Annotated in this window: 34 protein-coding genes; 4 read left to right on the top strand and 30 right to left on the bottom strand. The window is 59.4% G+C overall.

Annotation, left to right across the window (positions count from 1 at the left end; genetic code table 11):
• Positions 1–65 precede the first annotated feature (65 nt).
• From NGJ21_RS14870 to NGJ21_RS14785, 18 genes are all read right to left on the bottom strand, one after another.
• Entirely contained in the window at positions 66–311 is a 246-nt protein-coding gene (locus NGJ21_RS14870) for a hypothetical protein (RefSeq protein WP_353506387.1), read from the bottom strand.
• A 92-nt stretch (positions 312–403) separates the two neighbouring features.
• Positions 404–766 (bottom strand): hypothetical protein, encoded by a 363-nt coding sequence (locus NGJ21_RS14865; protein ID WP_251962304.1) that lies wholly within the window; start codon positions 764–766, stop codon positions 404–406.
• Positions 763–1,206: a structural protein P5 gene (locus NGJ21_RS14860; protein ID WP_251962303.1), complete on the bottom strand. Its 444-nt coding sequence runs from the start codon at positions 1,204–1,206 to the stop codon at positions 763–765. Before NGJ21_RS14860 ends, NGJ21_RS14865 begins: the two co-directional genes overlap by 4 nt.
• A gap of 57 nt (positions 1,207–1,263) precedes the next feature.
• Positions 1,264–1,521 carry a tail fiber assembly protein gene (locus NGJ21_RS14855; protein ID WP_251962302.1) on the bottom strand — a complete coding sequence of 86 codons (258 nt, stop codon included), beginning with the start codon at positions 1,519–1,521 and terminating at the stop codon, positions 1,264–1,266.
• A 13-nt stretch (positions 1,522–1,534) separates the two neighbouring features.
• Positions 1,535–1,861: a hypothetical protein gene (locus NGJ21_RS14850; RefSeq protein WP_119687358.1), complete on the bottom strand. Its 327-nt coding sequence runs from the start codon at positions 1,859–1,861 to the stop codon at positions 1,535–1,537.
• Positions 1,861–3,048: a hypothetical protein gene (locus NGJ21_RS14845; protein WP_251962301.1), complete on the bottom strand. Its 1,188-nt coding sequence runs from the start codon at positions 3,046–3,048 to the stop codon at positions 1,861–1,863. Before NGJ21_RS14845 ends, NGJ21_RS14850 begins: the two co-directional genes overlap by 1 nt.
• A gap of 11 nt (positions 3,049–3,059) precedes the next feature.
• Positions 3,060–4,103, bottom strand: coding sequence for a hypothetical protein (locus NGJ21_RS14840; protein ID WP_251962300.1), 1,044 nt, complete (start codon positions 4,101–4,103; stop codon positions 3,060–3,062).
• Positions 4,103–7,153: a phage tail protein gene (locus NGJ21_RS14835; protein WP_251962299.1), complete on the bottom strand. Its 3,051-nt coding sequence runs from the start codon at positions 7,151–7,153 to the stop codon at positions 4,103–4,105. The genes NGJ21_RS14840 and NGJ21_RS14835 overlap by 1 nt, the downstream gene beginning before the upstream one ends.
• Positions 7,153–7,551 (bottom strand): DUF6950 family protein, encoded by a 399-nt coding sequence (locus NGJ21_RS14830; RefSeq protein ID WP_119687361.1) that lies wholly within the window; start codon positions 7,549–7,551, stop codon positions 7,153–7,155. The genes NGJ21_RS14835 and NGJ21_RS14830 overlap by 1 nt, the downstream gene beginning before the upstream one ends.
• Before the next feature lie 2 nt (positions 7,552–7,553).
• Complete coding sequence (locus NGJ21_RS14825; protein ID WP_251962298.1) at positions 7,554–8,156, bottom strand: hypothetical protein; 603 nt, start codon at positions 8,154–8,156, stop codon at positions 7,554–7,556.
• Positions 8,156–8,740: a hypothetical protein gene (locus NGJ21_RS14820; RefSeq protein WP_119687363.1), complete on the bottom strand. Its 585-nt coding sequence runs from the start codon at positions 8,738–8,740 to the stop codon at positions 8,156–8,158. The genes NGJ21_RS14825 and NGJ21_RS14820 overlap by 1 nt, the downstream gene beginning before the upstream one ends.
• Before the next feature lie 16 nt (positions 8,741–8,756).
• Entirely contained in the window at positions 8,757–10,421 is a 1,665-nt protein-coding gene (locus NGJ21_RS14815; RefSeq protein ID WP_251962297.1) for a phage tail tape measure protein, read from the bottom strand.
• 186 nt (positions 10,422–10,607) lie between these two features.
• On the bottom strand, positions 10,608–11,489 hold the full coding sequence (locus tag NGJ21_RS14810; RefSeq protein WP_251962296.1) for a phage tail length tape measure family protein: 882 nt from the start codon (positions 11,487–11,489) through the stop codon (positions 10,608–10,610).
• A 55-nt stretch (positions 11,490–11,544) separates the two neighbouring features.
• Positions 11,545–11,847 (bottom strand): hypothetical protein, encoded by a 303-nt coding sequence (locus NGJ21_RS14805; RefSeq protein WP_251962295.1) that lies wholly within the window; start codon positions 11,845–11,847, stop codon positions 11,545–11,547.
• A 362-nt stretch (positions 11,848–12,209) separates the two neighbouring features.
• On the bottom strand, positions 12,210–12,668 hold the full coding sequence (locus tag NGJ21_RS14800) for a hypothetical protein (RefSeq protein ID WP_251962294.1): 459 nt from the start codon (positions 12,666–12,668) through the stop codon (positions 12,210–12,212).
• Complete coding sequence (locus NGJ21_RS14795) at positions 12,661–13,236, bottom strand: hypothetical protein (RefSeq protein WP_020190733.1); 576 nt, start codon at positions 13,234–13,236, stop codon at positions 12,661–12,663. Before NGJ21_RS14795 ends, NGJ21_RS14800 begins: the two co-directional genes overlap by 8 nt.
• On the bottom strand, positions 13,233–14,207 hold the full coding sequence (locus tag NGJ21_RS14790; RefSeq protein WP_251962293.1) for an ORF6N domain-containing protein: 975 nt from the start codon (positions 14,205–14,207) through the stop codon (positions 13,233–13,235). Before NGJ21_RS14790 ends, NGJ21_RS14795 begins: the two co-directional genes overlap by 4 nt.
• Positions 14,185–14,352 (bottom strand): Arc family DNA-binding protein, encoded by a 168-nt coding sequence (locus NGJ21_RS14785; RefSeq protein WP_251962292.1) that lies wholly within the window; start codon positions 14,350–14,352, stop codon positions 14,185–14,187. The genes NGJ21_RS14790 and NGJ21_RS14785 overlap by 23 nt, the downstream gene beginning before the upstream one ends.
• A gap of 140 nt (positions 14,353–14,492) precedes the next feature.
• Between NGJ21_RS14785 and NGJ21_RS14780 the strand changes: the two genes are divergently transcribed.
• The 3 genes from NGJ21_RS14780 (at position 14,493) to NGJ21_RS14770 (ending at position 16,415) form a co-directional block, all read left to right on the top strand.
• A complete protein-coding gene (locus NGJ21_RS14780; RefSeq protein ID WP_251962291.1) occupies positions 14,493–15,029 on the top strand; it encodes a helix-turn-helix domain-containing protein in 537 nt (178 codons plus the stop codon).
• Positions 15,030–15,108: 79 nt separating this feature from the next.
• A complete protein-coding gene (locus NGJ21_RS14775) occupies positions 15,109–15,516 on the top strand; it encodes a GNAT family N-acetyltransferase (RefSeq protein ID WP_251962290.1) in 408 nt (135 codons plus the stop codon).
• A 332-nt stretch (positions 15,517–15,848) separates the two neighbouring features.
• Positions 15,849–16,415 (top strand): hypothetical protein, encoded by a 567-nt coding sequence (locus NGJ21_RS14770; protein WP_251962289.1) that lies wholly within the window; start codon positions 15,849–15,851, stop codon positions 16,413–16,415.
• Positions 16,416–16,468: 53 nt separating this feature from the next.
• Here NGJ21_RS14770 and NGJ21_RS14765 read toward each other — a convergent pair whose 3' ends face one another.
• Positions 16,469–16,651 carry a hypothetical protein gene (locus NGJ21_RS14765; protein ID WP_251962288.1) on the bottom strand — a complete coding sequence of 61 codons (183 nt, stop codon included), beginning with the start codon at positions 16,649–16,651 and terminating at the stop codon, positions 16,469–16,471.
• Between the two features lie 144 nt (positions 16,652–16,795).
• The gene (locus tag NGJ21_RS14760) at positions 16,796–17,281 is read right to left on the bottom strand and encodes a hypothetical protein (RefSeq protein WP_251962287.1); all 486 of its coding nucleotides are present in this window, start codon (positions 17,279–17,281) and stop codon (positions 16,796–16,798) included.
• A 456-nt stretch (positions 17,282–17,737) separates the two neighbouring features.
• Between NGJ21_RS14760 and NGJ21_RS14755 the strand changes: the two genes are divergently transcribed.
• A complete protein-coding gene (locus tag NGJ21_RS14755; protein ID WP_054572387.1) occupies positions 17,738–18,037 on the top strand; it encodes a hypothetical protein in 300 nt (99 codons plus the stop codon).
• Positions 18,038–18,246: 209 nt separating this feature from the next.
• Here the strand turns inward: NGJ21_RS14755 and NGJ21_RS14750 are convergent, their stop codons facing one another.
• From NGJ21_RS14750 to NGJ21_RS14705, 10 genes are read right to left on the bottom strand one after another with little or no spacing between them, the layout of a single operon-like run.
• On the bottom strand, positions 18,247–18,543 hold the full coding sequence (locus NGJ21_RS14750) for a DUF1799 domain-containing protein (RefSeq protein WP_251962286.1): 297 nt from the start codon (positions 18,541–18,543) through the stop codon (positions 18,247–18,249).
• A 17-nt stretch (positions 18,544–18,560) separates the two neighbouring features.
• Positions 18,561–18,944, bottom strand: coding sequence for a phage tail assembly chaperone (locus NGJ21_RS14745; protein ID WP_251962285.1), 384 nt, complete (start codon positions 18,942–18,944; stop codon positions 18,561–18,563).
• Between the two features lie 9 nt (positions 18,945–18,953).
• Positions 18,954–19,610, bottom strand: coding sequence for a phage tail protein (locus NGJ21_RS14740; protein ID WP_251962284.1), 657 nt, complete (start codon positions 19,608–19,610; stop codon positions 18,954–18,956).
• A 39-nt stretch (positions 19,611–19,649) separates the two neighbouring features.
• On the bottom strand, positions 19,650–20,078 hold the full coding sequence (locus NGJ21_RS14735; protein ID WP_251962283.1) for a phage tail terminator-like protein: 429 nt from the start codon (positions 20,076–20,078) through the stop codon (positions 19,650–19,652).
• On the bottom strand, positions 20,075–20,671 hold the full coding sequence (locus tag NGJ21_RS14730; RefSeq protein ID WP_251962282.1) for a hypothetical protein: 597 nt from the start codon (positions 20,669–20,671) through the stop codon (positions 20,075–20,077). Before NGJ21_RS14730 ends, NGJ21_RS14735 begins: the two co-directional genes overlap by 4 nt.
• A gap of 19 nt (positions 20,672–20,690) precedes the next feature.
• Positions 20,691–21,083, bottom strand: a complete 393-nt coding sequence (locus NGJ21_RS14725) for a hypothetical protein (protein ID WP_251962281.1) — start codon at positions 21,081–21,083, stop codon at positions 20,691–20,693.
• A gap of 3 nt (positions 21,084–21,086) precedes the next feature.
• Positions 21,087–21,464: a hypothetical protein gene (locus NGJ21_RS14720; RefSeq protein WP_251962280.1), complete on the bottom strand. Its 378-nt coding sequence runs from the start codon at positions 21,462–21,464 to the stop codon at positions 21,087–21,089.
• A 3-nt stretch (positions 21,465–21,467) separates the two neighbouring features.
• Positions 21,468–21,905: a HeH/LEM domain-containing protein gene (locus tag NGJ21_RS14715; RefSeq protein WP_251962279.1), complete on the bottom strand. Its 438-nt coding sequence runs from the start codon at positions 21,903–21,905 to the stop codon at positions 21,468–21,470.
• Between the two features lie 46 nt (positions 21,906–21,951).
• Complete coding sequence (locus tag NGJ21_RS14710) at positions 21,952–22,929, bottom strand: major capsid protein (protein ID WP_196177987.1); 978 nt, start codon at positions 22,927–22,929, stop codon at positions 21,952–21,954.
• Positions 22,930–22,932: 3 nt separating this feature from the next.
• Positions 22,933–23,706, bottom strand: coding sequence for a hypothetical protein (locus tag NGJ21_RS14705; protein WP_251962278.1), 774 nt, complete (start codon positions 23,704–23,706; stop codon positions 22,933–22,935).
• Positions 23,707–23,766: the final 60 nt, after the last annotated feature.

The following is a 23,766-nucleotide window of genomic DNA, read 5'->3' as shown; positions in this document are numbered from 1 at the left end:
GACTCGTACGTCGATGCGCATGCGTCTCCAGCTATTCGACTTCGCTCAAGCGCTGCAGGCCTGGATCAGCGGCACGATTGCACTGCCGCTTCCAGCTGTCGCTCGTATCCAATCCGCTGACGCCTTTCTGCAAGCAGCGCGCGCACCTTCAACTCCAGACTGTCGGCCTTCTGCAGGCTGGCAGATGCCCAGGCCGGCATCGCGACCTCCGGAGCGCGACACGGCACCTGTACCGGCACCTCGACGCGCACGTACTGCACCTGCGGCTCGATCGCTCCGGCGCACCCCGTAAGGCCCAGGGTCAGCACCAGCCCGCTCCTACAGGCGAAGCCACGGATTACGCGGGATGCACCATCGAAAATACCTACTCCGCTCCCGCAGGTATGCGGATTTAGTCCCAGCCTCATAGGCCAAGCTCCTTGTCGATTATCGAGGAGGCAGCCGCGCATTGGTCGCCACCGGTGCGCTCCTGCTGAAGGCGGTTCGCCGCAGCGTAGTCCGCCTGGGCGCTGGCCTTCGCCTCGTCTACTGCCTGCTCAGCCCTGGCCTGGCGTGCGCTCGCGGCCAGGGTCAGGTCGCCCAGGGCCTTTCCCTGCTCCTGCGCCAAGCCAGCAAGGTTGTCGCGGGCAGCGGCGCACTGGGTGACCAAGCCATGCTGTTCATCCAGCAGTGGCCGGAAGTGGCCGGTAGTCGCCCAGGCGCCCACAGCAATGCCAAGCAGGATCAGCAGGCCGGCGATAGCGAGGCGTAATGCCCAGGCCTTCACGCCAGCGCCCGCCGCACGCCTTCATTGATGATGGCGTCCGGATAAGGATTGCCGCCGTTCTCGTGGATGATGATGCTGACCACCATCCCGCGCAGCGTGACCGGATCTTTGATGTTGATCGGGTCGGTGGTGCGCACGCCCAGGCGCTTGGCCACGGCGCCGGCGTAGGCCTGGGTGTCGTTCTCATTGCTCGGCGCCCAGCGGTTGATGGTCTCAAGAACGGTATCGATGCCCTTCCCACCCACGCCTGGCATACCGTCTTTCCCCCGGTAGTTGATCAGCAGCTTGCCCAGGGCGCGGATGCCGTTCTCGGGTGTATCGAAGATAGCGAAGCGGCCACCCGGCTCCTTGCCGATCTGGCCCTGCCAGTCGTTGCGTGGGTTGAAGTCGATATTGCCGGGGTTGCGATTGCGCACGCCCCTGGGCTGGGCTTGGGTCATGGGTATTCTCCAGGCAAAAAAATACCGCCAGGCGGCGGTCGGTGAATTCAGTACGGGTCAAGCCGGCGGCGCGGGCCAGCTGATTTCGTTGGGGTAGCCTTCCTGTTCAGGGAGACGATTAAGGGCTACGCGGTATTTCTTCCACAGCGTGAGAGCGGCCACCTCTTCAGTGGTCGCGTCCTCGATGTCGACGGCATCCTGCAGCGGAGCAATGGCGTCGTCTGCGACTTTGCGCAGCCCGGCAATCTCTGCCTGGACCTGCTCCAACAAAGCAGCAGCGGCTGCGGTTGCTTTCATTTCAGCCGTGATCATCATGGACCACTCAATGTTACTCATCTGACGAATCCTCTAAGGGCTGGGCGTTGTAGGGTGGCAGCGGTACCGCACCATCGAAGTCCATGATGATGGGCTGAGGGAATCGGGTTTCTTCTGGGGCGTCGGCACCGTGAGGGAGGGCCAGGGTGATGTGGAGTTCTCCACCAATCCTATCCACAGGACCGGCAAACCACTCCGAAGCAATAGCATCGACCGGCAAGGTGGCCCCTTCCAACAGAGGCCCGAAGTCGAAAACCTCACCATTGATCCTTAATACATCGCCTTCGCGATCAACCATTACCTGTTCGCTCATACGGACCGGCGAGAAATTGATGACCATCAGAACCACCTTCCTATTGCTGTATATTCAACGCAAACATAAGTAGCGGCCCGCGAAACTTGTGTGAACACATAGCCAGCGGGCCAACTTGTTGCCGAAAGCAGCAAGCCGTTGGGCGTAGTGCCTGCCGCTGTAGCGAACCAAGCCTCGCCAACTTCCAGGCCCGCAGTGATTTGGATCGTCGGCGCAGACGAGAACGCTATAGGGAATTGCCTCAGGGGCTCGCTACCGCCATGGAAAACAGACCCAGATGGGGAATTTAGTGTTCTGATGGTGCGTACTTTTGTGGTGCAGATCTGAGTACCATCAGCAAAGCGGGTGTACTCGCCATTTGCATTGCTGCCGCGCTCAATGATTGCGCCAGTTGGAGTGCCCCCAGACTGGCCGACCGTGCCGACAATGTTTTCCGTTGTGAATATTTCAGCCCAAGTGCCCCATGCAGTTCCTCCCACGTTGCTAATTCGTATCCATTCGCGTGCCTTCAGCGCTGCTCCTGACGTTCCGCTTGAGCCGTAGCTGACAGCGGTTTGAACACGAGAGCTTCCAGTGTACGTTTGCTGGGTTTCAATCCACCAAAAGGTTCCCGCTGGAGGTTTTGCTCCTAACGTAGCGGCGCTGTAAAGGCCAGCTGAACCACCAGGCAAGTTGTCGATGTTCACTGAAGAATCGTTCACATAATGCCCATGCAGGGCGCGCGCAGCGAATACAGCTTCTTGAACTCGGACTACCGAACTAGCGGGCAAGCTGATCGATCCAGCAGCTTGTGCAATGGTTGCCGGCAAAGTAGCGGAGGTACCCAGGCCAAGCCCTGCTCTCGCATCAGTCTGGTTTGCGCCGCCAGTGCCGCCCTTTGCCACCGGCAAAATATCGTAATTTCCCGTTGTACCCAGAGCTGCCAGCTTATTACCGTACTGATTCACTAGGGCGCGCAAAGCATCGGCAGAGTCCTTGACGTACCCCTGCATTGGGGCAAGGCCATAAGTACCTGTTGAAACCGTCGCGCCTTGATAGGCTGGCAGGATGCTCAGCACCGTAGCGCTGGCAATGTTAGTCACCTCGTACCAGCGGCCATCCGGCCCTTGAAACGCATCGCCCACCCGGGCGTTGAGCGCAAAGGCGGTGCCAGTACCGGTCACCGTCGTTTGGCCAGCCGTGATCGCGACCGTACCTGTCCTGTACCAAGGCATGAATATTTCCTTCAAAGTGGTTTCATTGGTCGAGACGCAAATAGCGTGCGACCATTTGCACCAACGGGATTGACTCCGTCGACGTTCTCGCAAAACATCTGAAGCACGTTTCTATTTCCAGGTAAAAAACCACCGTAGTTCGTACGGTACGGCTGGGTCGTCTGGATGATGTTGGTCATCGAAAATAGAGAATTCGCCAGAACGTAATCGTCGTAGCTGCCGGTCCAAGCCATTTGATAGCTTGCGTCGTAATAGTTGCTGCCAGTGATAGGAGTTCCCGCGACTACAAAAGAGTTGTTTGCGGGCTGACTATTCAGAAGTGAAAGGTTCGCGGTAGTGATAAATAGCAAGTTTCCGGCTGCATCTTTGACAGAGGCCCCATACTGTCCAGGACTGCTGGTAAATGAACGATATGACGCACAGAACCACTTGATCGTCTGCGGGCTCTTGGCGATATCTCCATGACCGGCGTAGCTGTAAGACCTGACTGTAAATCCGGTCCAGTTACCCGGAGCTCCAGTTATCCTGAACTTACCAACCATCATGTAATTGGCCGCATTGAAAAACACCAAGGGCCGCTCATAGGTGGTTATTGCGGACGGGAATGAAACAGTCATTGACTGGATCAGGCCTGCTTGTGTGCCGCCGAAAGAAAAGCTTCCGCTTGATGTAACGGAAAGCACCTTGTTGACGGCATCAATCTGGGTGGAATTGCTACCATTTCTAGCACGAATCCCATAGCTTCCGGACGCCTCGAAAGGTTCGCCGCCCTTGGAGAGGACCATTACTTGCCACGTCTTGGTCTGAGGCTGCCGAAGTGTAAGAGAGCCAGTTCCCCAGAATGCCGGAGGCGACCAAGTTAGCTCGCCGGCATTCTCCAGCGTGTCGACCACAACAAACGACTCAGCCTTGACTTCAGGAATGGCGACTGTCTGCTCAAATGCATTATTCCCAGTGACCTGCATCATCTTGATCGAGCGAATGGGTGTGATGGTTGTATCGAGGGTAATGGACCCGGCTGCATCTTTAGTCCTTAGCCCGTAGACGTCAGCCATCAGGTCATCCTCCCCAGAGCGGCACGTTCGATGCTGTTGGCGTCGTAGGCGTAGACCCCGCCGTTGTTGATCAACAGACTTCCACTGGAATCCTGGCCGCGTAGGGTGAAGGTGCCATTGACCATGTCCAGCTCAATCAATGGACGCCCCTGTGAATCTACGGCCTGCGAGCGCAGAGTCATCCCGAGGATGATCTGCTGAATGAATGCCTGATTGATAAAGGCTTGGTTGATGAAGACTTGGCCGCTCTGCACCACAAATGGCAACGAGAGAGTTCCGTTCACCCCGTTGACCACAGCGAACCTGTCAGCGCTTACCAGGAACTGACTCTGCAGCCCGGCCGGACCGTTCTCGATGCCCAGGCCAATGCCAGCTGCCACGTACTGCCCCTGGGCGTTGACCTGCATCTTGACCGACCACATTGTGCTGGCCTTCCCGTCCAGCGCCGATACGGCCTGGCTGGTGGTCTGCACTGCAGCATTCGTCTGCCCAAGCGAGGTGTTCAGCTGGTCGATCTTGGTTGCCGTGGCGGTTTCGTTCGTGGCCACTACCCTCTGCAGCTCAGTGATGTTCGCCTCGCTGTCGCTTACTTTGGCGTCGAGCGTGGTGACACGCTCGGCCATGGCCAAGTTTTCGCTGGCCCGCACACGCTCTTCGGTTGCCATCGCCGCTGTGCTGTCCCACCCCTTCAATGCATCGGCCAGGTCACCCTCGCCATCATCGTCGCGGTAAGCCGCGCGCAGCGCCTCGAAGGCTGTGGCCTGGGCAGTCACCTTGCCATCGATGGTGCTGATGTTCGTAGTGTTGGTGGCCACCTGCTGGGCCATCCCGTTAGCCGTGACAAGCGACTGCCCCACATCGATCCAATAGGTGGTGTTCGGCGGAGTGTTCGCGCCAGACGAGTTCGCCGGCACGGCCTGCTTGGCCTGGTAGATCTTTCCGTCCACGACGACCATCTGGTCCTTGGCATAGGCCGTGTCCTTGTCATAAGCCGCCAGCGCGCCCAAGGCGTCGATCTTGTCCTCGAGTCCTGGAATCTTCTCTAGATCCGACAAGATGTCCTGCCCCAGCTCGGTCTTTCCAATCTGGCCTGCTAAGGCCGAAAGCATGGCTGTAACGTCGTTAGACGTGGACGCCGCGATCTTGAGGAAGCCGCTGACACCGTACGCGTTACGCGAACGGATGAAGTAGTAGTAGTTGGTAAAGAAGGCCAGTCCCGTGTGCGTCAGGCTTAACCCCTGCCCCAAGTACAGCGCCTGCCCGGCCGGCGTCTGCGGGTCTTCACTGAAGAAGTACTCGTAGGTGCCGCCATTCAGGCTGTGCAACGGGTTGCTCGGGAAAAGCGTGATGGTGTCGATGGTGGACTGTACCGTGCACGCCTCGGGTATGGGCGGCCCATCAACGTTGACCGTGATACTCGCCTCGCCAGAGCGCGCCAGCGGGCCCAGGGCGGCGACACTCATCGTGTAGTTGCCAGACGGAAGGCCCGAGAGCGGCAGCTGCAGCGTCGTTGCCGGCACTTGCTGCGCCTGGACGGCCGTATTGCCTTGACGCACGGTGACCGCGTAGCCAGTGACGACGCCCGCCGGCGCAACCCAAGACAGCACGCCCTGCACAACCTCGGCAGTGCCATCAGCAGTCCACACCAAATTTGTCGGGCTGCCCAGCCCACCGGTTGGCAGGCTGATGAAGCCGATGGGGTTGTAAGGCTGCCCCACGGCATCGTCGAACTGCGCTGCATCATACTGCTGCAGCTGGGCGGTACAACCTTGGTCCGCGCCCATACTCCAGTTAGTGACGATGAACTCTCCCAGGATGTTCAGCGATGGCAGGTTCACACGCACGGCCCGGCCTGGCCGGCAGTTGTAGCCCAGGAAATTCATTGGAATGCTGATGGTACCGCCCGCACGACGGCGCCGCAGTTCGATGTTCGCCAAGCGCTGGGCCTGGTAGGCGTCGGTGACGTAGGAGAAGGACAGCGTTTCTGCCGCCTCGCCACCATCCTCAATCACCCATTCGGCAACGCTGACCTCCGGATAGTCGGTCTCCGTCCACGATTGCGAGGTATCGATGAAGGTGCCGCGGACGGTGTTGATCGCGGCGTCATTAGTCGGCTCGGTGCTGCCAGTGATAGTGCCGACCACCATGTCTTCGGTGATCTCGAAGTCAAAGGGGCCGTAGTAGGCCCCGGCCTGGAACATCCAGCGCCCACCGACACGGATGGTCCGGCCGCCGCACGCGGCCTCTAGCTTCTGGAGCACGCTGGTGCGCTGCTCGTCAGCGCCGATCACGCAACTGCTCCGGTAGCGCGGGCTGGCGGTGTTGTCGGGGTTGGCGACAGACTCGTCGCAGACGTTGGCCCCGCTGGCGAAGGTCTCAAAGACGATCTCGTCGTCCGGTACGCCGCAGCGGTTACGCAGAAACCACAGGATATGCAGTGCAGTATTTTCGGTGTAGATGGACATCCCTGTACGCGGGTCGTAGATGTCGTTCCGGCCGCGCACGATGAAGCGTGCGTCAGGGATGCCAGACGGGAACTTCTCGGCGCTGTACTTGAGCGACAGGCGAACGAACGATAGGCCGCGCCCGATTTGCTCGTTTTTCCAGTCCGGGCAGTTGGCCTTGAGGAAGGCGTTCACCTGGGTCGGGTTGACGACCAGTTCATAAGAGGCGTGCTCTCCGTAGGTGGCGATCTCCTCCTCGCCCAAGTAGATGTTCTCCAGAGCGTCGACGGGGCCCTCGCAGAGTACGTACACCAGGTGCAGCCACTCGCCATCGGTCTGGCCGCCAACCTGCTCCTGCGCCCACACCAGCACGCCGCCGGTGCTGACGCGGCCCAAGATGAAGCGCGCCGGCGCCTTTGAGGAGCGGACGGTCTGGGCCGACGGCTCATTGTCGCGCAGCGGCGACTTGGTGTTCAGTTTCTCCTGCTGCTCGGCCATGTAGAAGGCCATGCCGGCGCCGATAGCCGCCCCAACCGGGCCGCCCTGGATGAAGCCAATCACCGCACCAACAGCTACCTGAGCTATCTTCTTGACGCCACCGGACATTATTCAACTCTCCAGACTGCAAGTGGTTCGCACACCACGCGGGCCACGCCGTCGTCAGTGGTCGCCCAGAATTCGTTTGCCCAGTACACGGCCATGGACCGACCGCCAGGTGCGTCGTACATGGCGATGTCGCCGCGCTGAATGAACGCCGGTGCCACCCGGGCGAAGCAGGCATCCCAGGCTGCCTCGAGGCTGCCGTGCCGCTTCTTCAGAGCCCGCTTCGCTCCTGCCTCGGTCCTATATGTGCCGCGGTATGCCTCAGCCGGGTCGGTACCGCACACCGCTACCGCGCAGTCCGCAGCGAACAGGCAGCAGTCGAAATCGCCCCATGAAAAAGGCCGCTCTAAGGCGGCCTTGATCACTTCGCTGAGGCGTGTGGTCCAGTCTCGGTAGCGCATGGCTATTTCTCGTAGGTGAACGTCGGGGCGTCCTTCTTGGAGCCCCAGTAGATGGGCCATTCGGACATCTGGGCGATGGCGTAGAAGAATCGATCGCCCTGGTGGCGGGCGCGGTGGTTCTCGTCGGTGAAGCGCTCGGTACCCGTGCGGCTCCACTCGGCCATCCGGTCAACGATCGGGACGGTGATCTTGTTGCCGTCCTCACCGTTGCCCGCGTAGGAAAAGGTGGCTGCATCCATGCGGCCAGAAAACAGAATGTCGGCGGCGTAGTTGCCCTGCTCATCGAACACGACAAACATCAGCTTGCCCGAGCGCCCGCGGCATCCCCGGATGTTGGTCTCGGTGATGATGTAGCTGTCCAGGCCGGTGAGGGCCAGGTCGATCGACATGGGCGAGCTCGAGTTGTCGCTCTCCTGCGACTGCCCGACCTCGCCGAACTGCCCTACCCCCAGATACGTGATGCCGCCGATCACCAGGTCACCGGTACCTGTGTGCGCGTACACCGGGCCATCCTCGAAGTCGAGCTGGCAGGCGTACACGCTGAGGAATTTGTCGGTGGCGATGATATCGACCACGCTCTGGCTGAATGGGAACGTCGAGGGCATCAGAAGGCCTCCCTGAACTGGTAGCTGCCGTTCGACACGGCTTGGCGCACGGTCATGCTCCAGGTGTCCTGGGTCATGCGCATTTCTGAGTACGGATTGAGGTATTCGATGGCGGCACCAACCTCCAAGGTCTGGCGAATGCGCTTGTTCACCTGCACCACTGCCTGCCCTTGGGCGTTTGTCATGGCTGGTTTGATCACTTCGAACATCTCGCCTCCGACCGTCATGTAATCTCCGACGGAGAACACCGGCGCGTTCGGGGTGGCGCCGCCAACCTGGATTGAGCGGGACTGCGACGGGCCGCTGACGACCTTGAGCGCTCCCACACTGTTACCGCGCCGCCGAGTGAATGCCGGCACGTTGACCGTGCCGAACATCCCATCCAGCTCCCCGAGAAACGAAGTCAGCTGCCGCTCCTGCTTTCGCGTGAGGAGCCCGAACGTAATGGTGCACTGCCAATACGCCCCCGGCTGCCCAACAATCTGCTGGGCGTTCGAGAGCGTCGAGGTGAAGGCGCGGCTGTTGTTGACCAAGCCCCACGTCATTTCAGACGGGCGCAGCGATGCCGGCCATTGGATAGCCATGCAGTACTCCTTTTTGCTATCGGTTGCGGGCGATGAGCTGCCGCGCCGGGCCATTCATCTTGAAGTCGCGAAGGACTAGGTTGTAGCCGTCCTGAGCGCCTTTCTGTGCGGCCTGCTGTATCCGGGCCAGGGTCGCTTCGTCGGCGGTGCCTTGGACCGTGATGTCCTGGTGGATCGCCGGCATCTGCCCCGTAGACGCATCAGGCTGGCTGCCGGCGTAGGACGACGCATTTGAAGCAATGCGCGGTGTCACGAATCCGCCCGAAGCATAGCCCCTGACGTTGAGGCCTTCGAGGTAGTTACGCATGCCAGGCTGAGCAACCACCTCCTTGCGGAGGACGAATTCGCCGCCGTGCACCACGCCCTTCGGCTCAAACTTACCGCCGTCACCCGTGTAGCCGCCGCCCGAGAAGCCTGAAGAGGCGATCGTTTCGCTGTAGCCAGTCATGGTGCCCTGCCCCAACGCCTGACTTCCACCGGTCAGGAAACCGAATGCCGAGCCAAGGAAGCCTGCCGCCGCCTGACGCACCTGGATGCGGATTAGGTCCTCGATCACCCCGTCAGCGAAGTCCTTGAACGACAGCTTGCCGGTCTTCACGAAGGTGACCACGGCGTCTTCCATGTTGCTGAAGGCGTTGGTGAACAGGTTTCGTGTTTGCCCGGCGACGTTCTGCGCCTGCTCCAGGTAGGTGCTGAACGCGGCGCGCGCGCCCAGCGACCAATCGGATTGCTGCTCGTCGACGCGCAGGTAGTACTGTTCCTGCATTGCCAGGCGCTGATCCAGCGCGCTTTGCAGTGCGGCATTTTCCTTCTGGTACAGGGATTCGCTTATCCTCCCCTCGTTGCGTTGCTGCAGCAGGTTGTCCATCTGCTGCTGATACTGCTGCTCGATGCTGAACCGCTCTTGCAGGCGCTGCTGGGCCTGATCGCCTAAACCTGCGCCGGCCAGGCTATTGCTGAGGCCTATCGAAGATCGTTGAAGCTGGCTGTTCAGGTTGGCTTCGAAGGCTGCAAGTTTCTGCGCCTCTTCGGTGGCCACCTTGCGCAGCTGCATCTCCCGCTCAAGGGCTGCGTTGCGCTTCAGCTGCGCAGTGATCAGATCCTGATTTGCGAGGAGCGACTTCTGGTCGGCGGTCCGGACCTTCTTGTCCTTGATGTCGGCCAGTTGCTGCTCCCAGCGCACCTGGGCTTTGCCAGCCTCGCCCAGCTTCTGCATCGCGCCCACCTGGGCGCCGATAAGGCCGTTCTGCTGCTGGAGCACCGAGTATTGCTGGCGGGCCTGGTCGAGGGCCTTGGTACCGGCGTCCTCGCGGTAGGTCGGGGTTTTCGGTCCTGGCTTGTCCTTGAACTGCTCTCGTGCGGCATTGCGAAGCTGGTTAAGCTCTACCTCGGTGTAGACCCGGCCGCCGTCGCCAGCGGCCGACTTCTTCGCCAATGCGTCGATTTCCCGCATGCGCGCAGCCAGCTTTTTCTGGCTATCGTCTGTGGTTCGCAACTGGCCGTTGAGGGCTTCCTGCGCAAGAATGGAGTCGCGTTGCCGCTGGCGGTAGTTCTCTTGGGCCTGGTCAATTGCTGACTGCGTCTTCAGCTGGTTTTCAAGCGCCTGAATGGTGCTGACTACCAGATCCCTTCTATCTTGATTTTCCTTGCCTGAAGCCGCTATAGGGTTTTCGGAAAACATCTTGTCGATAGTTGCCAGTTCCTTCCTTGCGCCTGCAAGCTGCCCTGACAACCCTTGAGTGCGCCCGAAGTTAGCTGCGGCGTCGCCAGCTGCCTTCGTTGCGCCCCATACTCCGCGCCAAGCCTTTTCGATCCAGCCCAGATTCTCGGTGATCTCCTTGGATCTAGTATCGATGGTTCGAGCGTATTAGTCGGTCAGCAATCTTGCAGCGCCAACCGTATCACCCTGATCCTTCATAGCTTGTATCTGGGCGTAGGTCGCGCCAGTTAAAAAGCCATATTGCTCGTTTAGCTCCCTCGCAGCTGCCACAGGATCTTTGCCGATTTTCACAAAGTCAGCGATGGTCTCTTCAACCGCGCGGCCGGTGGCATCTTTCATCTGCAATGCGGCAGTTGCGACGACGCCAAAGCTATCACCGGCAATTTTCCCGCTGTTCGCCACCTGTACAAGAGCATCGGCAGCTGCGCCAGTTGTGCCCACAGTTGTGCTGATCTGCCGCGCCAGGTCAGCCATCGCTCCAACGTTACTGCCAGCAGCATTCCCGCTGAGCACCAAAGCCTTTCGAAATTCGTCCGTTTCCCGGGAGCCTTTGTAGTACGCAGCTCCCACCCCCGCTGCCGCAACGGCAAGCAACGAGTAGGGACTTATCAGGCTCAGCAAATGCCCGCCTAGAGCTCTGGCAGCCGCACCCGTTCCACCGAACTGATCGCGTAACTGGCTACCTTGCTGCAGCGCAACAGTCATGACGGATTGGCCGCCTTGCAGGCTGACAACGATGTCGCTCACCTGCGCCGGCACGGTGCGTAGGGCCGCAGCGTAAGCTTTTGTAGACATTCCGGCGGCTTGAGCCTGTCGGGCATACCGATCCACTGCCTGTCCAGCAGACTGAGTGCTCACTGCAAGATCCTTGATGGAAACACCTGAACTTTTTGCCTGGGCGCCAACGCTACCTGTCGCTGCTTCGGCGCGCTCGCCAGCTTTCGTCAGCTTGTCGAGATCATCTGCGGCCGATACGGCTTCGCCTGATTCGACCTTGATACCGAGAACGGCTATATCACCCTGGCTCATGCTTCCTCCGGGCATAAAAAAACCCGCCGAAGCGGGTTGATTAATTTTGTTCTGTCTAATTGCAGCTGGATTGTACGGTGATATTTCGCCCTTCACTCTCTAGCAGAGCCATGTAGCTCCCATCATCCTTCCGCAAGGCTGCATACGAGATGAAGCCTGCGTAGCCACCGGCAGAGTTCTTGCCATTTACCTCGCCGCATACAGTCCCATCGCCTCCAACGACTCTTTCGTTGCGAAACTGAGCGGACGCTGGATCTTTCATCTGCGCGGCGACGGCCTCTCGCGCTAGGTCAATATCGCCTTTTCCACAGCCCGTCAGGACGATCCCGGCCAGCCCCACCAAAGCAAAACGCTTCATGCGTACCCTCCTTGTTGATGAGGGCAATCTACCATCGCGCCGTGCCAGCGCAAAACTGAGTGGCGGCACCAAAAGAAAAGGCACCCGAAGGTGCCCTCTCAATGCCGTTTACGGCCCATGCCTTACCCCGCCGCAGCCAGCCTTAGCACAGCGAACCATGCCTTACCGTAGCAGACCTTACCCAGCCGGGTCGGAGCCAGTGGTGACTGTTGCCACCGCAATACCCCTTCAGCGAAGGGGCATTACGCTGTTTTCAGCCCATGCCATACCTAGCCTTGCCTTGCCCCAACACGCCTTACCGTGCCGCCAGTGACTTTCGCCACCGTACAGCGCACCCTCTGGATGCGCTGTACGCTGTGAAATCAGCTCAGTGCCTTGGTGGTCATCCCCCTCAGTGCGGAGAACTTGGCCACCTGATCCAGGTTGTCCCGCCGCTGCTCGTCGGTCAGCTCGGTGATCCGCAGGTTTCGAAGCTTTTGCCCGGTACCACGGAATGCCTTGCGGACGTTACGGCCCAGCTCATCCATGGCCACGCCGGTCTGCTCATGCGGTGGAACCCAGCGGTAGCCGCGGCCACGCACCGACTGCAAGCAAACCTGGTGGTCACGCAGAAGCTCAGCCTTGAATGCTTCGACGTTGGCCAGCCATTCGAACTGCCGGTCTCGGAACTGCTCCAGCGTGATCGACTTCGACTCTCCCAAGGATGGCATCCCGAAGCGGGCCTCAAGCCAATCATGGCCGACGAGATCGCCGTATTTGAACTCATTGAGGAAATCCTCGACCGCCTGCTTATGGACCGGGTATTTGGTGACCTCAGACATAGGCCACCTCGAAGCGACCGAAGCGTGGGCGGTACTCGCAGACTCCAATCAGCTTCCCAGCGTCCTCAATGGCCTTCTTGACCTCTTGAAGGTCCAGTACGTCAGTGTTGATTGCCACCTCAAGCTGGCAGGCCCAGTCGAGGAAGATCGGTCGGTACCGCATGATCTTGGCCTGGCCGACCTTCACGCCTCGGCAGTCGACGAAGCGTTGATCCTCCCAGAGTGCCTCTGGAGTGCTAGGCCCATCGAATTCCAGCGAGGCCCTGTCGGTCATCACCAGTGCACCGCGCTTCCAGTGGGTACCCAGTTTTTGCAACTTGGCGCCAGCAAGGAAGGTTGCGTCAAAGTTTGCCCCCGGAATGTGGATTCCTGCTCGCTCGTCGAAATAAACGCCTGCAATGAACTCGGACTTGGCGATGGCGACATGATCATCATCGACTTTTTTTCGCTTGCTGGTGAGCTCACGGTGCGCCTTCGTCGCCGGGTGCAGCGGATTGGCCAGCTTGTCGCTGTGCATCATCAAGGGCGATGTGCCCTTGATGCTCAGGGTTAGCAATTCCATGCTCATTTCACAGCCCTCCGCGCCATGTACTCGAACCGACCGCGAAGGTTCACCACTGCTGCCATCAGGAACTCGAACATGTCTGGAGTCGAAACGGGGATATCGCCTGGTGACATGACCATCCCCTTGATGAGGTCGCGCGTGGAAAGTACGCAGGCATCGTCAGCCACCTCTTCCACGCGCTGCTCGCCTTTGTGGTCGAACGAGACCAGATAGCGCTTCTGTGGTCCACCAACGAGCTGAATCTGATCACGCTTAGGTAGGAACTCGCCCTCGAAAACGTAGGCAGCCACGAAGTTGCAGGCGTTGGCCAACTCTTCCGCCGGGATCAGTGCAGTCTTCTGGACGCTGAACCGCGTGCGCAATCGGCTCTTCATCGTGTGCTTGAAGCCACGGCGAAGCGCAGATGGGAGAGCGCTGGCCTTCTGATCGATGACCTGGTCCAGGACATGCTCACCATCGCTGCCGATTACCGTTCCAACAAGGGTCTGCATCGGCATTGGGAAGGTCTGACCACTCTGCCCTTTGATCTGGAAGTAGCTGTCCTCCAGCTTTTCGAACACCTCCCAGGCTTCGTCGGTATCCAGCATCTTTGCGTGACGAGCCGCGCCGCGCTCAGTCCAGAGGATAATCTGGCGAGTATTTTTTGCGACTTGGACTACCTGACCCTCGGTCATGTAGTCCTTGAAGGCCTTTAGTTCTGCGCCCTCCAGCTTGTGGAAGTGCTTGCCTGCGACGAAGCGGCCAGAATTCCGCTGATAGTTTTGAATGAGGTTGTTGTCGTCTGTGCCGTAAAGCTTTGCCAAAAGCGCGGTGGTGACAACCCGACCACCTGCATGGCTGACTACAGGAAGGTTGTCCGGCGTGACTGCTGTGCTATTATCCATCTCGACGTTTTTCCTAGACCGATTGACGTTATCCAAAGCCTCAGCGCCTGCCAGCACTGGGGCTTTTTCATGCCCGCTGTTTTTGCTCATCCTGCGTCTCCTGCTCCAAGGATTTCCTCAGACGAAAAACGATTTCGCCGCTCAGGCTGCGACCGTTTTCCTCCGCGCGCTGCTCCAGCTTCTGGCGCAGTGTGCAGAGCATCCGTACCGCCGTAGTGATTTTCTCGCTTCCCATTGCCATGCTTCCTTTGCTTCATTTGCAATTTGATTCTTGCTTCCTTTGCTTCATTTGTCAAACACCAATGTGTCATTTGTTGCTTTGTACGTTCCTAGGAACGTACGCTGTACGGATGCAACGCACCCTTTGAGCTCCAAATGACCGATCTCTTCGCTGACAAACTCATCCGACTTCGCACGCAGAAAGGCCTCACTCAGAGGGATCTTGCCGCGATGGCAGGTCTTTCCTGGTCGCAGATATCGAAATACGAATCTGGAAAGTCCAAGCCGAGAAAAAAGGCGCTGTGGGCACTCGAGGAGGCTCTAGGCTGCCCTGGCGAGTTGGCCGCCTTCGCCGAGGGAACCAAAATCGCTGTTGAGGTGCCTGCCGGACTATATGAGCGGCTGGAGCAAGCTGCTGCTGAAGCGCAGCTGTCCATTGATGAATACAAGCATTTCTTTCTCGCGCGACTGATCGCCTGGTCACACGACGAGATTCTTGGCATCCGCCCTCCTACCCTTTTTTCCAAGGAAGAGATTGAGCAGATGCAAAGCCGGATGGATCCAGATGAGGCTGACATTCAGAGAGAGAAGCGTCTCAAGCAAATCAAAGATGGCTCGGACGATGAGAGCATGATCCTCGCCGAGCTTGAGGAGCGAAAAATTTTCGACGGCCGCTCAACGAAAAATAAGTAATCCCAAGCCCGGCCAATCACCGGGCTTCTCATGCCCCGTCAAGAGACTGGCGATACAGCACGACTACTAGGGATTGATCATGCCCAAGCTCAAGAGAATCAGTGGTGAACAGGAAATCGACAGCCCTGTTCTTCGAGAGCGCTATTGCAAAGGCTCAAACTGTAAGACTCACGATTTCATTGTCCTCTCAAGCGACTGTGAGGCTGGACTCCTAATCTATGAAGACTGGGGAAAGCCTGAGGGCTTCATTTTCGAAATCTTCTTGCTAAACGATTACAGAAAGCGCGGCATCGGATCTTGGGTTCTATCTCAAGCCGAAAATCTTGCGTCTGAACTTGGTCGCGTAAAGGTAAGGCTGGACGCTAGGTCCCTTGACCCAGAAAAGCAAAGTCACGAAGAGCTAGCCGAATGGTATTTACGAAAAGGCTATAGCAGACTCGCTGATCAACCATGGACCTTAGAAAAAATATTATGTCCTCAAGCTTAGCGAAGATGGGAATCTAGCGTGACCAACCCCACCCTCACCTTCAAATGCCTCGAAGTCACCAAACGAGACGATGGGTTGATTCGGCGTTACCACCTAGAAGTGACTGACACTGAGAGCGGTAGGACCGTGACAATATCGGTCGAACCCAGGCACCTTGCCTCTTTTAGGAGCATGAAGAAAATCCTTCTTGAGCGATGCATGTATTACTCAGCCACGAGGGAAACGCACGATGAAATGCTTCTTGGGCTGCGCCCTCCTGCTTCAGTGCCTATCTAGAACTCGGCCAAGCACGAGGTGCATCACGAGCTCAACCGAAACAGAAGGCAATCCATATGCAGGTCACATGCTCAAAATTCGAAGCAGCCTCTCGCCAGCTGGATGAAGCGATCGGCCTGCTCTTGGCCGACCGTGACCCATTGGCAGTTCGTACTCTCGCTGCGGCTGCCTTTGGCTTGTTCGCTGACCTCGTGGAACACTCCAGACCGAACGAGTCTTGGCGTTCGGAGCTTATCGAGAGCTCTGGACTCGACCGAAAGGAGGCGTTCGCCGTCATTCATAACGCCCAAAACTTCTTGAAGCACGCAGACCGAGACCCGCACGCGCAACTCTCTTTCGACGAAAGCGAGAACGAAGAGCTTATCTTCATCGCCACCCTGGACTGCGGGGAACTGGGTGGCCCGTTGACTACGACTATGCAGGCCTTTCAGGTCTGGTACCTAGCGCTCAACCCAGGCAAGCTCGGTGTGGATCATGACTTTACGCTGAGGGCGAGCTCGGCATTTCATGATCTGCCCACCAAATCCCGCAAAGAACAGCTCGCTGCCGGATGGGATTTCCTCCATCTCATGTTTGAGAAGTACGGCAGGGGGTCATACCAGCCTCGAAACCCTCAGCTGTAACGGCAAAGCCACCCCAGACGCAAAAAGCCCAGCGCGGGGCTGGGCTCCCGCCATCACGCGCGCTTGCGACGCGCTACGATCATCCGGTCAGCAATCTCTGCGGCTTGCTTGACGACCTTATCCAGGAAGTCACTGGTGCTCGCACCGGCAACACCGGTCTTGCCCAGTTCAAGCGCTGCTGCGAAGTATGCATCCCAAGCTTGCAGTTCTGTTTCTGTTTTTACTTTTTCCGTCATGCCTTCTCTTCCTTGCCCGACAGCACAGCGCGAGGTTGCGCTGCTTTGGAATTTAAGACACCCCACCCTGCGCTGGCAACCTCGCCCAGTCGGACACGCCCTGTCCAGGCATCCACCCTGGACGGAAGGCCAGTGAAGCACTGCCTAGGCCCTAAGCTCGGGACTCGAGGCTTCCTGCATTCGGCGCAGAATCTCCTCGTATCTTTTTGTCGAAACACCCTGGTTGCGCGCCAGCTTTTCGAGACTCGGCTCAATATACCGAAGATAGAGCCGGCATTTCTTCTCATTGAATGTATCCACGGTGGCATGGACATCCTCTGCTAGGGCAGCCGAATCGCGAAGACAAAGCGCAAAGTGCTCACGTTGACCTATCAGGAAATCCAACAGAGCAGCCACCTCAGGCAACTCGGCAGAGAAACGATGCCTCACATCCCTGATCAGGGTCTCGTTTTCCCTATTGAGCTTGTGCCATTCCGATCGGGCTTGCTCCGCCTTTGTTACGATGCTTTGCCGTAGGGCATGGAGCTCGGTCATTTTTGCTCTTCTGAGCGCCCACCAAGCTACGACGAGGCTCAATAAGGCGATCAGCAACGTGATCACGTCGACCAGTGACACCATCCCTATTTCCATGCGCCTGATCCTAGAGAGAAAGATCTAGGATATCCGAACTACCATCCACCGTCTGGGCTGGATGGAAAGCCAGTATGTACCCTTGGCCGAAGGGTAGTAGCGTTATGCCACCAACAACAAGGAGCAACGCAATGGCGCAATACGCTGCAGATACCGTCAAATATCTTAGTCAGACTGATGAGCCCGGAGCTGACCACTGGAAAAAAATCTACAAACCAGGCGCAACAGTGCCCGCATCCGGTATCTATCGGTGCCAAGGCTGCGGGGATGAAATCACGTCAAATAAGGGTGACCCGTTCCCTCCGCAAAACACGTCCCAGCACCCCTGCAGCCTCGATAAAATTTGGTGGGAACTGATAGTGAAGACCCAAACCACGGGCTCCGGCCGATAAAAAACCGCCCCGGTCTGTTGCCGGAAAGCCCATGGACTGGGGAATGATGACCTAGGAGGTCAACGTGCAAGACGAAAACGGAAAAATCGCTCAGCTGAAAGCTGAGTTGAGCAGCCTGAAAGATGAATTCGACGCATTGAAGGCCGGCAACGCAGCAGCTCTCGCCTCAATTTCAGCGGCCCTTCGTGAAATCCCAGGCTATTCACCAAAGGTCATGGAGCAGATGCTTACCCATACCCTTAAGCATGGGTGGCCGCTTACGAACATCCCGAACAACGAAGTAACGGAGACAGCGTTTTCCGCTCCGCTTCGATTCCTGCTGAATGATCAGCAAGAGGCGCGCTCGTTCTTCCGCGGGAAGTGATTCCAGGGAAGGTCATCGTTCCTTTTCGTAAATCGATACGCAAGCCATGAACCGAAACCAGCACGAACGGATCATGGCTTTCCTTTGTGGCCTGCTGCATCTCACTCTCTCCTGCGGCCAAGCCGCTTCATTTTGCGTCCCGATGACGCAACGCAAGACGCGTCCGATTGAACCAGGGTGCGCCGCACAGGGTGATTTGCTGGCCTGCCCTACTCCGCTGCCTCGGCCATCACTGCCAGCGCCTCGTTCTCCATGAAGCGAAGATCGTGAAACGCCTCAGACAAATCACGCCGCTTCAGGCCGAGCATCTTGGCGGTTCCGGGGATAGCGGCGTAATCGAGCCCTGACGGCCCACCCGGCCCCAAGCGCCATTGGGTGCCCAGCGCTTCAAATAGGCAGAAGGCCGGCCATACATCTGGCCAGACCTCTACATCCTCGGTTTCAATGTCCTCCAGGGTGAGCCCTAGAAACGCTAGCTGCTCGGCGGAGGGACCATGCTCATACAAGGCCCGCGCCGCCGCCTTCAGTTTCCCAGGCGGGCCGGGTTATACGCTTGCTGGTAGGCATCCAGTACGGCTTGAGGCGCACCGACGCAGGTGGTGACTAACTCGAGGATTGCCTCATCGTTGAACTTGTCGTCAAAGCCCCAGCCTACGGTGACAGTCTTGATCTGCTCAGCTTGGAGTTGCACTTGCCCGGCAGTGAACTGCTCGAGGCTCGCACCCTCGGCCTTGGCCTTTTCAGCATTGGCTTCGGCAGCCTGGTTCCAACTGTCGTAGAGCTTGGCCAGGGCGGTGCGGTCGAAATAGCGGAAAGTGAACTCTACCGCCACCGGGTCGCCGCCCACGCGCGGGATTTTCACTTCAGTAGTGAACGTGGGGTTCTGCGCGATTTTGATCTTTGGCATCTTGGCTCCTTACGCGGCCAGGTAGCGCAGCGGGCGCCCCGACAAACCTACGCTGATGGTGCGGGTCATGACGTTGTTACGCTCCATGGTCGGGGTGGTGGTGATACTCACGTACCCCGGGTAGAGAATCTGATCGCCGTTGCGCAGCTTGAGGCGCACTACGGTAAGTTCCTTGGACTCGTCGAAGCCTTCGACGGCGCCCACGTAGGCAGCGGCCGGTTGGTCCTCGACCACAATAGCCAGGCTCAGAGGGTTGCGGTTGGTCGGGAACTGGCGATCGTCATCGTCTTCGAGGTAGCCCACGGTAGCGAACTGCTGCTCACCGCCCGACGGGGTAAAGCCAGTGACCTTGGAAATCTGCACCCAGTCGGTGACTGGGATGACAGATCCCAAGCCTGCGCCCGGGGTGTAGATATCAGCGTTGGCAGTGCTGATGCTGCCCAGACCGAAGCTGTCGGTAAGGGGGTTCACTACGCGCGCGGCGCGATCGGTGAGTTTGGCCCAGCCGGAGTCGATCAGCACGATATCTTGCGCATCGAGGCCGTGCCCAACAGCACTCAGCACCGGTGGCGCTGCGTTGGTGATTGCAGTGAAGGGGACTGCGGTCCCCAGAGTCGCGGCGATCTCGACAATAGCGCCGTTCGGCAGCGGGAAGCGTGCGGCCATGGTGTGGTTCCTCTGAAAAGCCCGCCGGGCGGCGGTTGGTTAGGCCCCAGCGGGCGGTTGGTCCGCGACACCGCGGTAGGTGAAGCTGGCCGGGACCGTGTAAGTCGCCGACTCGGTGATGGTCGGGCCCTGGTCAATTGGTTCGGTGACCAGGCCCTCGAAGCCGTTGCGGCTGAGTTCCGAATCCACCCGAAAGAGACTCGAAAGCTCTCCTACCAGGGTCTCGGCGGCTGCCAGAGGCTGGCCCGCCGGGCAAACGATACTCACCTGGTAGATGCCGGTGTACTCGTAGGCGTCGCCGCCCAGATAGCGGCAGGTGGTCGCTCCGGGTAGCTGAAACGCTTGCAGGTAGGTTTCACCTGGTTGAGCTTCGAAGGCTTGCTCGAAGTTCGCGACCCGTATCTGGCGCGCCGTGGCCCAGGCCATCAGCTTGATCTCGATAGCCTGTCTGGCACGTGCTTGGCTCATACGCGGTTGTTCCTGATGGCTTCGTCGACGATACGTTGGAAGTTCGCGAGCGTTACACGGACCATGCCGGCCGGCGCCTGCGATGAGTGGCCGTACTCGAGCGGGATGGCGTAGATCAAGTTGTTCACGATGTAGGCCGTCTGGCCGATTGTAAGTGCGGCGACCTGAGCCTCTAGCTGGGCGATGGTCTCGTCGCCTGATCTGTCGATGCGATCCAGCTCTCCGCCTGCTGGCGGATCAATGGAGAATTGCCAGTTCCCGCGGAACCGTCCGCCCACATAGCCAGCAGGCGCAGCAATATCCATCCCGTCCTTGAGTTTCTTGCCGGGCTTCAAGCGGCCATTTTTGGAAAGGTTGGCAGGATCACTTCGTAACGCGGTGTTGTGATCCTCGACGGCCTGGTTGTACTGGGCCGCGATTGCGTTTTGCGCCCACAGCTCGGGATTGCCTACTGGCGACATGTGGATCACGCTGCTGCCGATCTCGATCACGATGTCGCGGAAGGTGGCGTCTAGGGCTTGCTCCGCCTGCTCGGCGAATGCCCGGATCGCCTCAGCGAAGCCGCCCTGCTGCCCGCCGTACCGCTGGGCCATGTGTGAGCCGCGAGCCATATCACTTCCTCAGCTGGATGGTCCAAGTCGCCTGGGCTGGATCCTCGGACACGTTGAGTACGCGATAGCCGCTCACCTGGTCGCCGATTTTGGGCTCCGCCGGGAAATCGGTGACAGCGCCGGCCTGCCCCTCGAACAGTTCGTTCTGAAGCACCAGCAGCTTCACGTCCTCGGTCTGGATACGCGAACCGTCGATTTCCTTGGCCAGGTAGCTGCCGAACACGCCGCGCCCGGTGTAATGGATGGTCGAGGCTGGCACGGTGCCGCCGATCTCGGGGTCATATCCGCCCTTTACAGTGCGGCTCCCTGCAACAGGCTTCACCGCATCGGCGAGGCCGTCTGGATCGTTGAACGCTTCCGCCAGCTCGGCCTGAAGTTCTTCGCGCATGCCCATGGGTCAGATCCTCTTGAGCATTACGGTGCCAGAGCGCCGGATCCACGGAGCAATGAGATCGAGGGCGAAGTTCTCGCCAGCAGAGCGATCGACAGATCCCGCGACATAGGTCTTGCTGGTCGAGGTGCCAGCCTGGGCCGACACTGTCTTGCTCTGCACCTCGCGCTGGGTGTCCTTGTAGAGCTTGCCGGCCGCAGCCAGCTTGGCCACCTGCGCGCCGGCAGTCACGATGGCATCCGGCACCGGGTCTGGCACCGGTCGCTTGATCTTGGCCGTGAGCCAGGCATTGGCCATGGCAACGGCGAGGACCGCATCACCATCGCCTGCCCAGCCCTGCCCGAGCGCCTGGTCAACATCAGCGACGGTGATGAAGTCGGTCATGGCTTATTCCTTCGACGGGATGAGGGCTTGCAGTTCTGGCTTGTTGAGGGTGGGGTCGAAGGTGATCCCCTGGGCAGTCAGCCAGGCCTTCAGCTGAGGGACCTTCATCTTGTGAGGGTCGGTCTCGTCGTCGCCGCCCTCGTCCTCGAGCGCTTTGTCGATCTCCGCCTGACTACTGACCGAGGCATAGCCGTTCGGCGGGTAAGCCGACGCCTTGTAGCCCTCCGCCATCCATTGGGCGACGGTGGGGCCGTCCAAGCGCAGCCCTTCTTCGATCTCGCTGACGCTGATGCCCTGGCGCTGGTACGCCTCGCCGATGTGCGGAGCATCGCCCTGAACGGACACCGAGGTAGCGCCATCGATCACGCCAAAGAACTGGTCCAGGCGGCGGTAACAGGTGCCACGCTCGGTGCCCGGGGTGTTGGTATAGATGACTTTCATGCTGATCTCCTGCGCAGGGCGCCAGGCCGGCGCCCCGCATCATGGGTCAAGGGGTGGCGGTACCGCTGATGACCGCGGCGAACGGAACCTGCTTGCGGTCGAAGACGCGCTTCCAGTTCGCTGCAGCGGCGTACTGGACCGCGGTCGGGCTGAGGTTGCGGTTCTCGCTGCCCTGCCAGCTGAAGCCGGCCGGCTGGAGGATGAAGGTCTTGCGCTCCCACAGAACCTCGGCGCCGCCACCGTTGCCGCCGCCTGGTTTGCGCTCCAGCTCGACGGGCTTGGTCGGATCGCCTTCACCGTAGCCAAAAGCCCCCTGACCGAAGAACAGCGACAGGTACTGGCCAGGCGCGTAGGTCAGGGCGTCGTCCATGAATACCGGTTTGCCCAGGTAGGTCGCCAAAATGATCTTGCCCTGCGAGTCGCGCAGATACTCGATCATGTCCTGCTTCACCATCTGGTTCATGACGACAGAGTGCACGCCGATTGCGGCGAACATGTCGGCGGCGTCGCCGGCGGTGAAAGCGGCGTCCTGAAAGGCGTTTGCGCTGATCGAGGCGCCCGAGTCCTTGACCATGTCGCCGCCGTTCTGGGCGATGTTGGCCGCGATGATGCCGCGGCCGGCGCCCATCAGGTAGCGCTGCCACTGGCGGGTCCAGTAGGTGCCGAAGCGGTTGCGGATGTGCTGCATCGGCTCGGAGTTGGCCAGCTCAGCAGCCAGGTCGGAAACGCCGTAGCCTTTGTTGAGGTACAGGGTTCGGGCACGCATGCTGCCCTGCTCGGCTTTGCCAACCTCGCCCTGGTCGTCAGGGTCATCGTTGGAAATGTTCGGCGCTTCGTCGGCGTCGAGATCCTGCCAGTAGCTGATCTCGGAAGTGCCTTGGCCGTTCTTGGCGATGTCGTCCAGGGTGGCAGAGCGGGTGATGATGCCCGATTCGAAGACGGCGGTCTTCTCGGGGGAGTTCACCGGCTCCAAGGTGCCGTAGTAGTCGGAAACGAAGATGTCCGACAGTTGGGTAGATGCCATGGGTTAGGTCCCTCGGGTGGCTTGGAGTTTTTTGAATGCTTCGGGGTTGTCACGAGCCATCGCAGCGCGTTCGGTCTCCGTGTACTCACCCCATTTCTTCGTGGCCTTGCCACCGTTGTCGCCGGTCTGCCCGGCACCCTGAGCCCTTGGCCACAGGTGGGTAGCGGTTTCGCGCAGCGATTCCGCCCATTCGAGGGGAGACAGCGGAGTCTTGCCGTCCTTCCCGTACACGACTTCGCCGGCACGGTCAGTGGCGACAGGCTCGCCGTCTTCGCTCAGCTTGAAGGTGCCGCGGGCGCGAAGGATGATGTCCTCGGCAGCCTCAGGCAGCGCGCCGGCCTTGATGGCGGCAGCGCGGATGGAGTCAGCCAGCACCTTGTCGCTGTATTTGGCGGCGAAGGCTTCGGCCTTGTCCGCACGCTCGTTGGCGGCCTTGACCTGCTTGTCCAGGTCGGTGCGCAGGCGCTCGGTGCGGCGGCTGATCACTTCGTCCAGCTTGCCCTCGGCGATAAGCTTGGTCTCTTCGTCCTGACCGGCCTTTGCCAGCAGGCCCTTGACCGCCTCGATGTCCAGGCCGTCGAACTGACCTTTCAGTTTGTCCAGCTCGGCCTTGATGGTCTTGTTCGAACCGATTAGCTCAGTGTTTTTGGACTTGAGGCCCGCGACCTCCCCATCCAGGAATTTCTGTACCTCGCCGCCCAGCGCTGCCTTCAGCGCGGCGGTTTGGCTTTCGTCGAGAGTCAGGCCATGCGCGGCCGGATCGAAGTCAAATGGCATGTGAGTATCCCCTGGGGATTGAATAGGCCCGCCTTGCGGGCATGAAAAAACCCGCCGAAG

Source organism: Pseudomonas sp. Marseille-Q5299, assembly GCF_943737035.1.
Classification (GTDB): domain Bacteria; phylum Pseudomonadota; class Gammaproteobacteria; order Pseudomonadales; family Pseudomonadaceae; genus Aquipseudomonas; species Aquipseudomonas putida_E.
The sequence above is the reverse complement of the archived record's forward strand: the minus strand, read 5'-3'. Positions and strand labels throughout refer to the sequence as shown.

What these genes read in the sequence shown, in the direction of transcription:
- NGJ21_RS14860 (WP_251962303.1), bottom strand. Translation starts at nt 1,206, where the DNA reads ATGACCCAAGCCCAGCCCAGGGGCGTGCGCAATCGCAACCCCGGCAAT.
- NGJ21_RS14855 (WP_251962302.1), bottom strand. Translation starts at nt 1,521, where the DNA reads ATGATGATCACGGCTGAAATGAAAGCAACCGCAGCCGCTGCTGCTTTG.
- NGJ21_RS14850 (WP_119687358.1), bottom strand. Translation starts at nt 1,861, where the DNA reads ATGGTCATCAATTTCTCGCCGGTCCGTATGAGCGAACAGGTAATGGTT.
- NGJ21_RS14845 (WP_251962301.1), bottom strand. Translation starts at nt 3,048, where the DNA reads ATGCCTTGGTACAGGACAGGTACGGTCGCGATCACGGCTGGCCAAACG.
- NGJ21_RS14840 (WP_251962300.1), bottom strand. Translation starts at nt 4,103, where the DNA reads ATGGCTGACGTCTACGGGCTAAGGACTAAAGATGCAGCCGGGTCCATT.
- NGJ21_RS14835 (WP_251962299.1), bottom strand. Translation starts at nt 7,153, where the DNA reads ATGTCCGGTGGCGTCAAGAAGATAGCTCAGGTAGCTGTTGGTGCGGTG.
- NGJ21_RS14830 (WP_119687361.1), bottom strand. Translation starts at nt 7,551, where the DNA reads ATGCGCTACCGAGACTGGACCACACGCCTCAGCGAAGTGATCAAGGCC.
- NGJ21_RS14825 (WP_251962298.1), bottom strand. Translation starts at nt 8,156, where the DNA reads ATGCCCTCGACGTTCCCATTCAGCCAGAGCGTGGTCGATATCATCGCC.
- NGJ21_RS14820 (WP_119687363.1), bottom strand. Translation starts at nt 8,740, where the DNA reads ATGGCTATCCAATGGCCGGCATCGCTGCGCCCGTCTGAAATGACGTGG.
- NGJ21_RS14815 (WP_251962297.1), bottom strand. Translation starts at nt 10,421, where the DNA reads ATGTTTTCCGAAAACCCTATAGCGGCTTCAGGCAAGGAAAATCAAGAT.
- NGJ21_RS14810 (WP_251962296.1), bottom strand. Translation starts at nt 11,489, where the DNA reads ATGAGCCAGGGTGATATAGCCGTTCTCGGTATCAAGGTCGAATCAGGC.
- NGJ21_RS14805 (WP_251962295.1), bottom strand. Translation starts at nt 11,847, where the DNA reads ATGAAGCGTTTTGCTTTGGTGGGGCTGGCCGGGATCGTCCTGACGGGC.
- NGJ21_RS14800 (WP_251962294.1), bottom strand. Translation starts at nt 12,668, where the DNA reads ATGTCTGAGGTCACCAAATACCCGGTCCATAAGCAGGCGGTCGAGGAT.
- NGJ21_RS14795 (WP_020190733.1), bottom strand. Translation starts at nt 13,236, where the DNA reads ATGAGCATGGAATTGCTAACCCTGAGCATCAAGGGCACATCGCCCTTG.
- NGJ21_RS14790 (WP_251962293.1), bottom strand. Translation starts at nt 14,207, where the DNA reads ATGAGCAAAAACAGCGGGCATGAAAAAGCCCCAGTGCTGGCAGGCGCT.
- NGJ21_RS14785 (WP_251962292.1), bottom strand. Translation starts at nt 14,352, where the DNA reads ATGGGAAGCGAGAAAATCACTACGGCGGTACGGATGCTCTGCACACTG.
- NGJ21_RS14780 (WP_251962291.1), top strand. Translation starts at nt 14,493, where the DNA reads ATGACCGATCTCTTCGCTGACAAACTCATCCGACTTCGCACGCAGAAA.
- NGJ21_RS14775 (WP_251962290.1), top strand. Translation starts at nt 15,109, where the DNA reads ATGCCCAAGCTCAAGAGAATCAGTGGTGAACAGGAAATCGACAGCCCT.
- NGJ21_RS14770 (WP_251962289.1), top strand. Translation starts at nt 15,849, where the DNA reads ATGCAGGTCACATGCTCAAAATTCGAAGCAGCCTCTCGCCAGCTGGAT.
- NGJ21_RS14765 (WP_251962288.1), bottom strand. Translation starts at nt 16,651, where the DNA reads ATGACGGAAAAAGTAAAAACAGAAACAGAACTGCAAGCTTGGGATGCA.
- NGJ21_RS14760 (WP_251962287.1), bottom strand. Translation starts at nt 17,281, where the DNA reads ATGGAAATAGGGATGGTGTCACTGGTCGACGTGATCACGTTGCTGATC.
- NGJ21_RS14745 (WP_251962285.1), bottom strand. Translation starts at nt 18,944, where the DNA reads ATGCCAAAGATCAAAATCGCGCAGAACCCCACGTTCACTACTGAAGTG.
- NGJ21_RS14740 (WP_251962284.1), bottom strand. Translation starts at nt 19,610, where the DNA reads ATGGCCGCACGCTTCCCGCTGCCGAACGGCGCTATTGTCGAGATCGCC.
- NGJ21_RS14735 (WP_251962283.1), bottom strand. Translation starts at nt 20,078, where the DNA reads ATGAGCCAAGCACGTGCCAGACAGGCTATCGAGATCAAGCTGATGGCC.
- NGJ21_RS14730 (WP_251962282.1), bottom strand. Translation starts at nt 20,671, where the DNA reads ATGGCCCAGCGGTACGGCGGGCAGCAGGGCGGCTTCGCTGAGGCGATC.
- NGJ21_RS14725 (WP_251962281.1), bottom strand. Translation starts at nt 21,083, where the DNA reads ATGGGCATGCGCGAAGAACTTCAGGCCGAGCTGGCGGAAGCGTTCAAC.
- NGJ21_RS14720 (WP_251962280.1), bottom strand. Translation starts at nt 21,464, where the DNA reads ATGACCGACTTCATCACCGTCGCTGATGTTGACCAGGCGCTCGGGCAG.
- NGJ21_RS14715 (WP_251962279.1), bottom strand. Translation starts at nt 21,905, where the DNA reads ATGAAAGTCATCTATACCAACACCCCGGGCACCGAGCGTGGCACCTGT.
- NGJ21_RS14710 (WP_196177987.1), bottom strand. Translation starts at nt 22,929, where the DNA reads ATGGCATCTACCCAACTGTCGGACATCTTCGTTTCCGACTACTACGGC.
- NGJ21_RS14705 (WP_251962278.1), bottom strand. Translation starts at nt 23,706, where the DNA reads ATGCCATTTGACTTCGATCCGGCCGCGCATGGCCTGACTCTCGACGAA.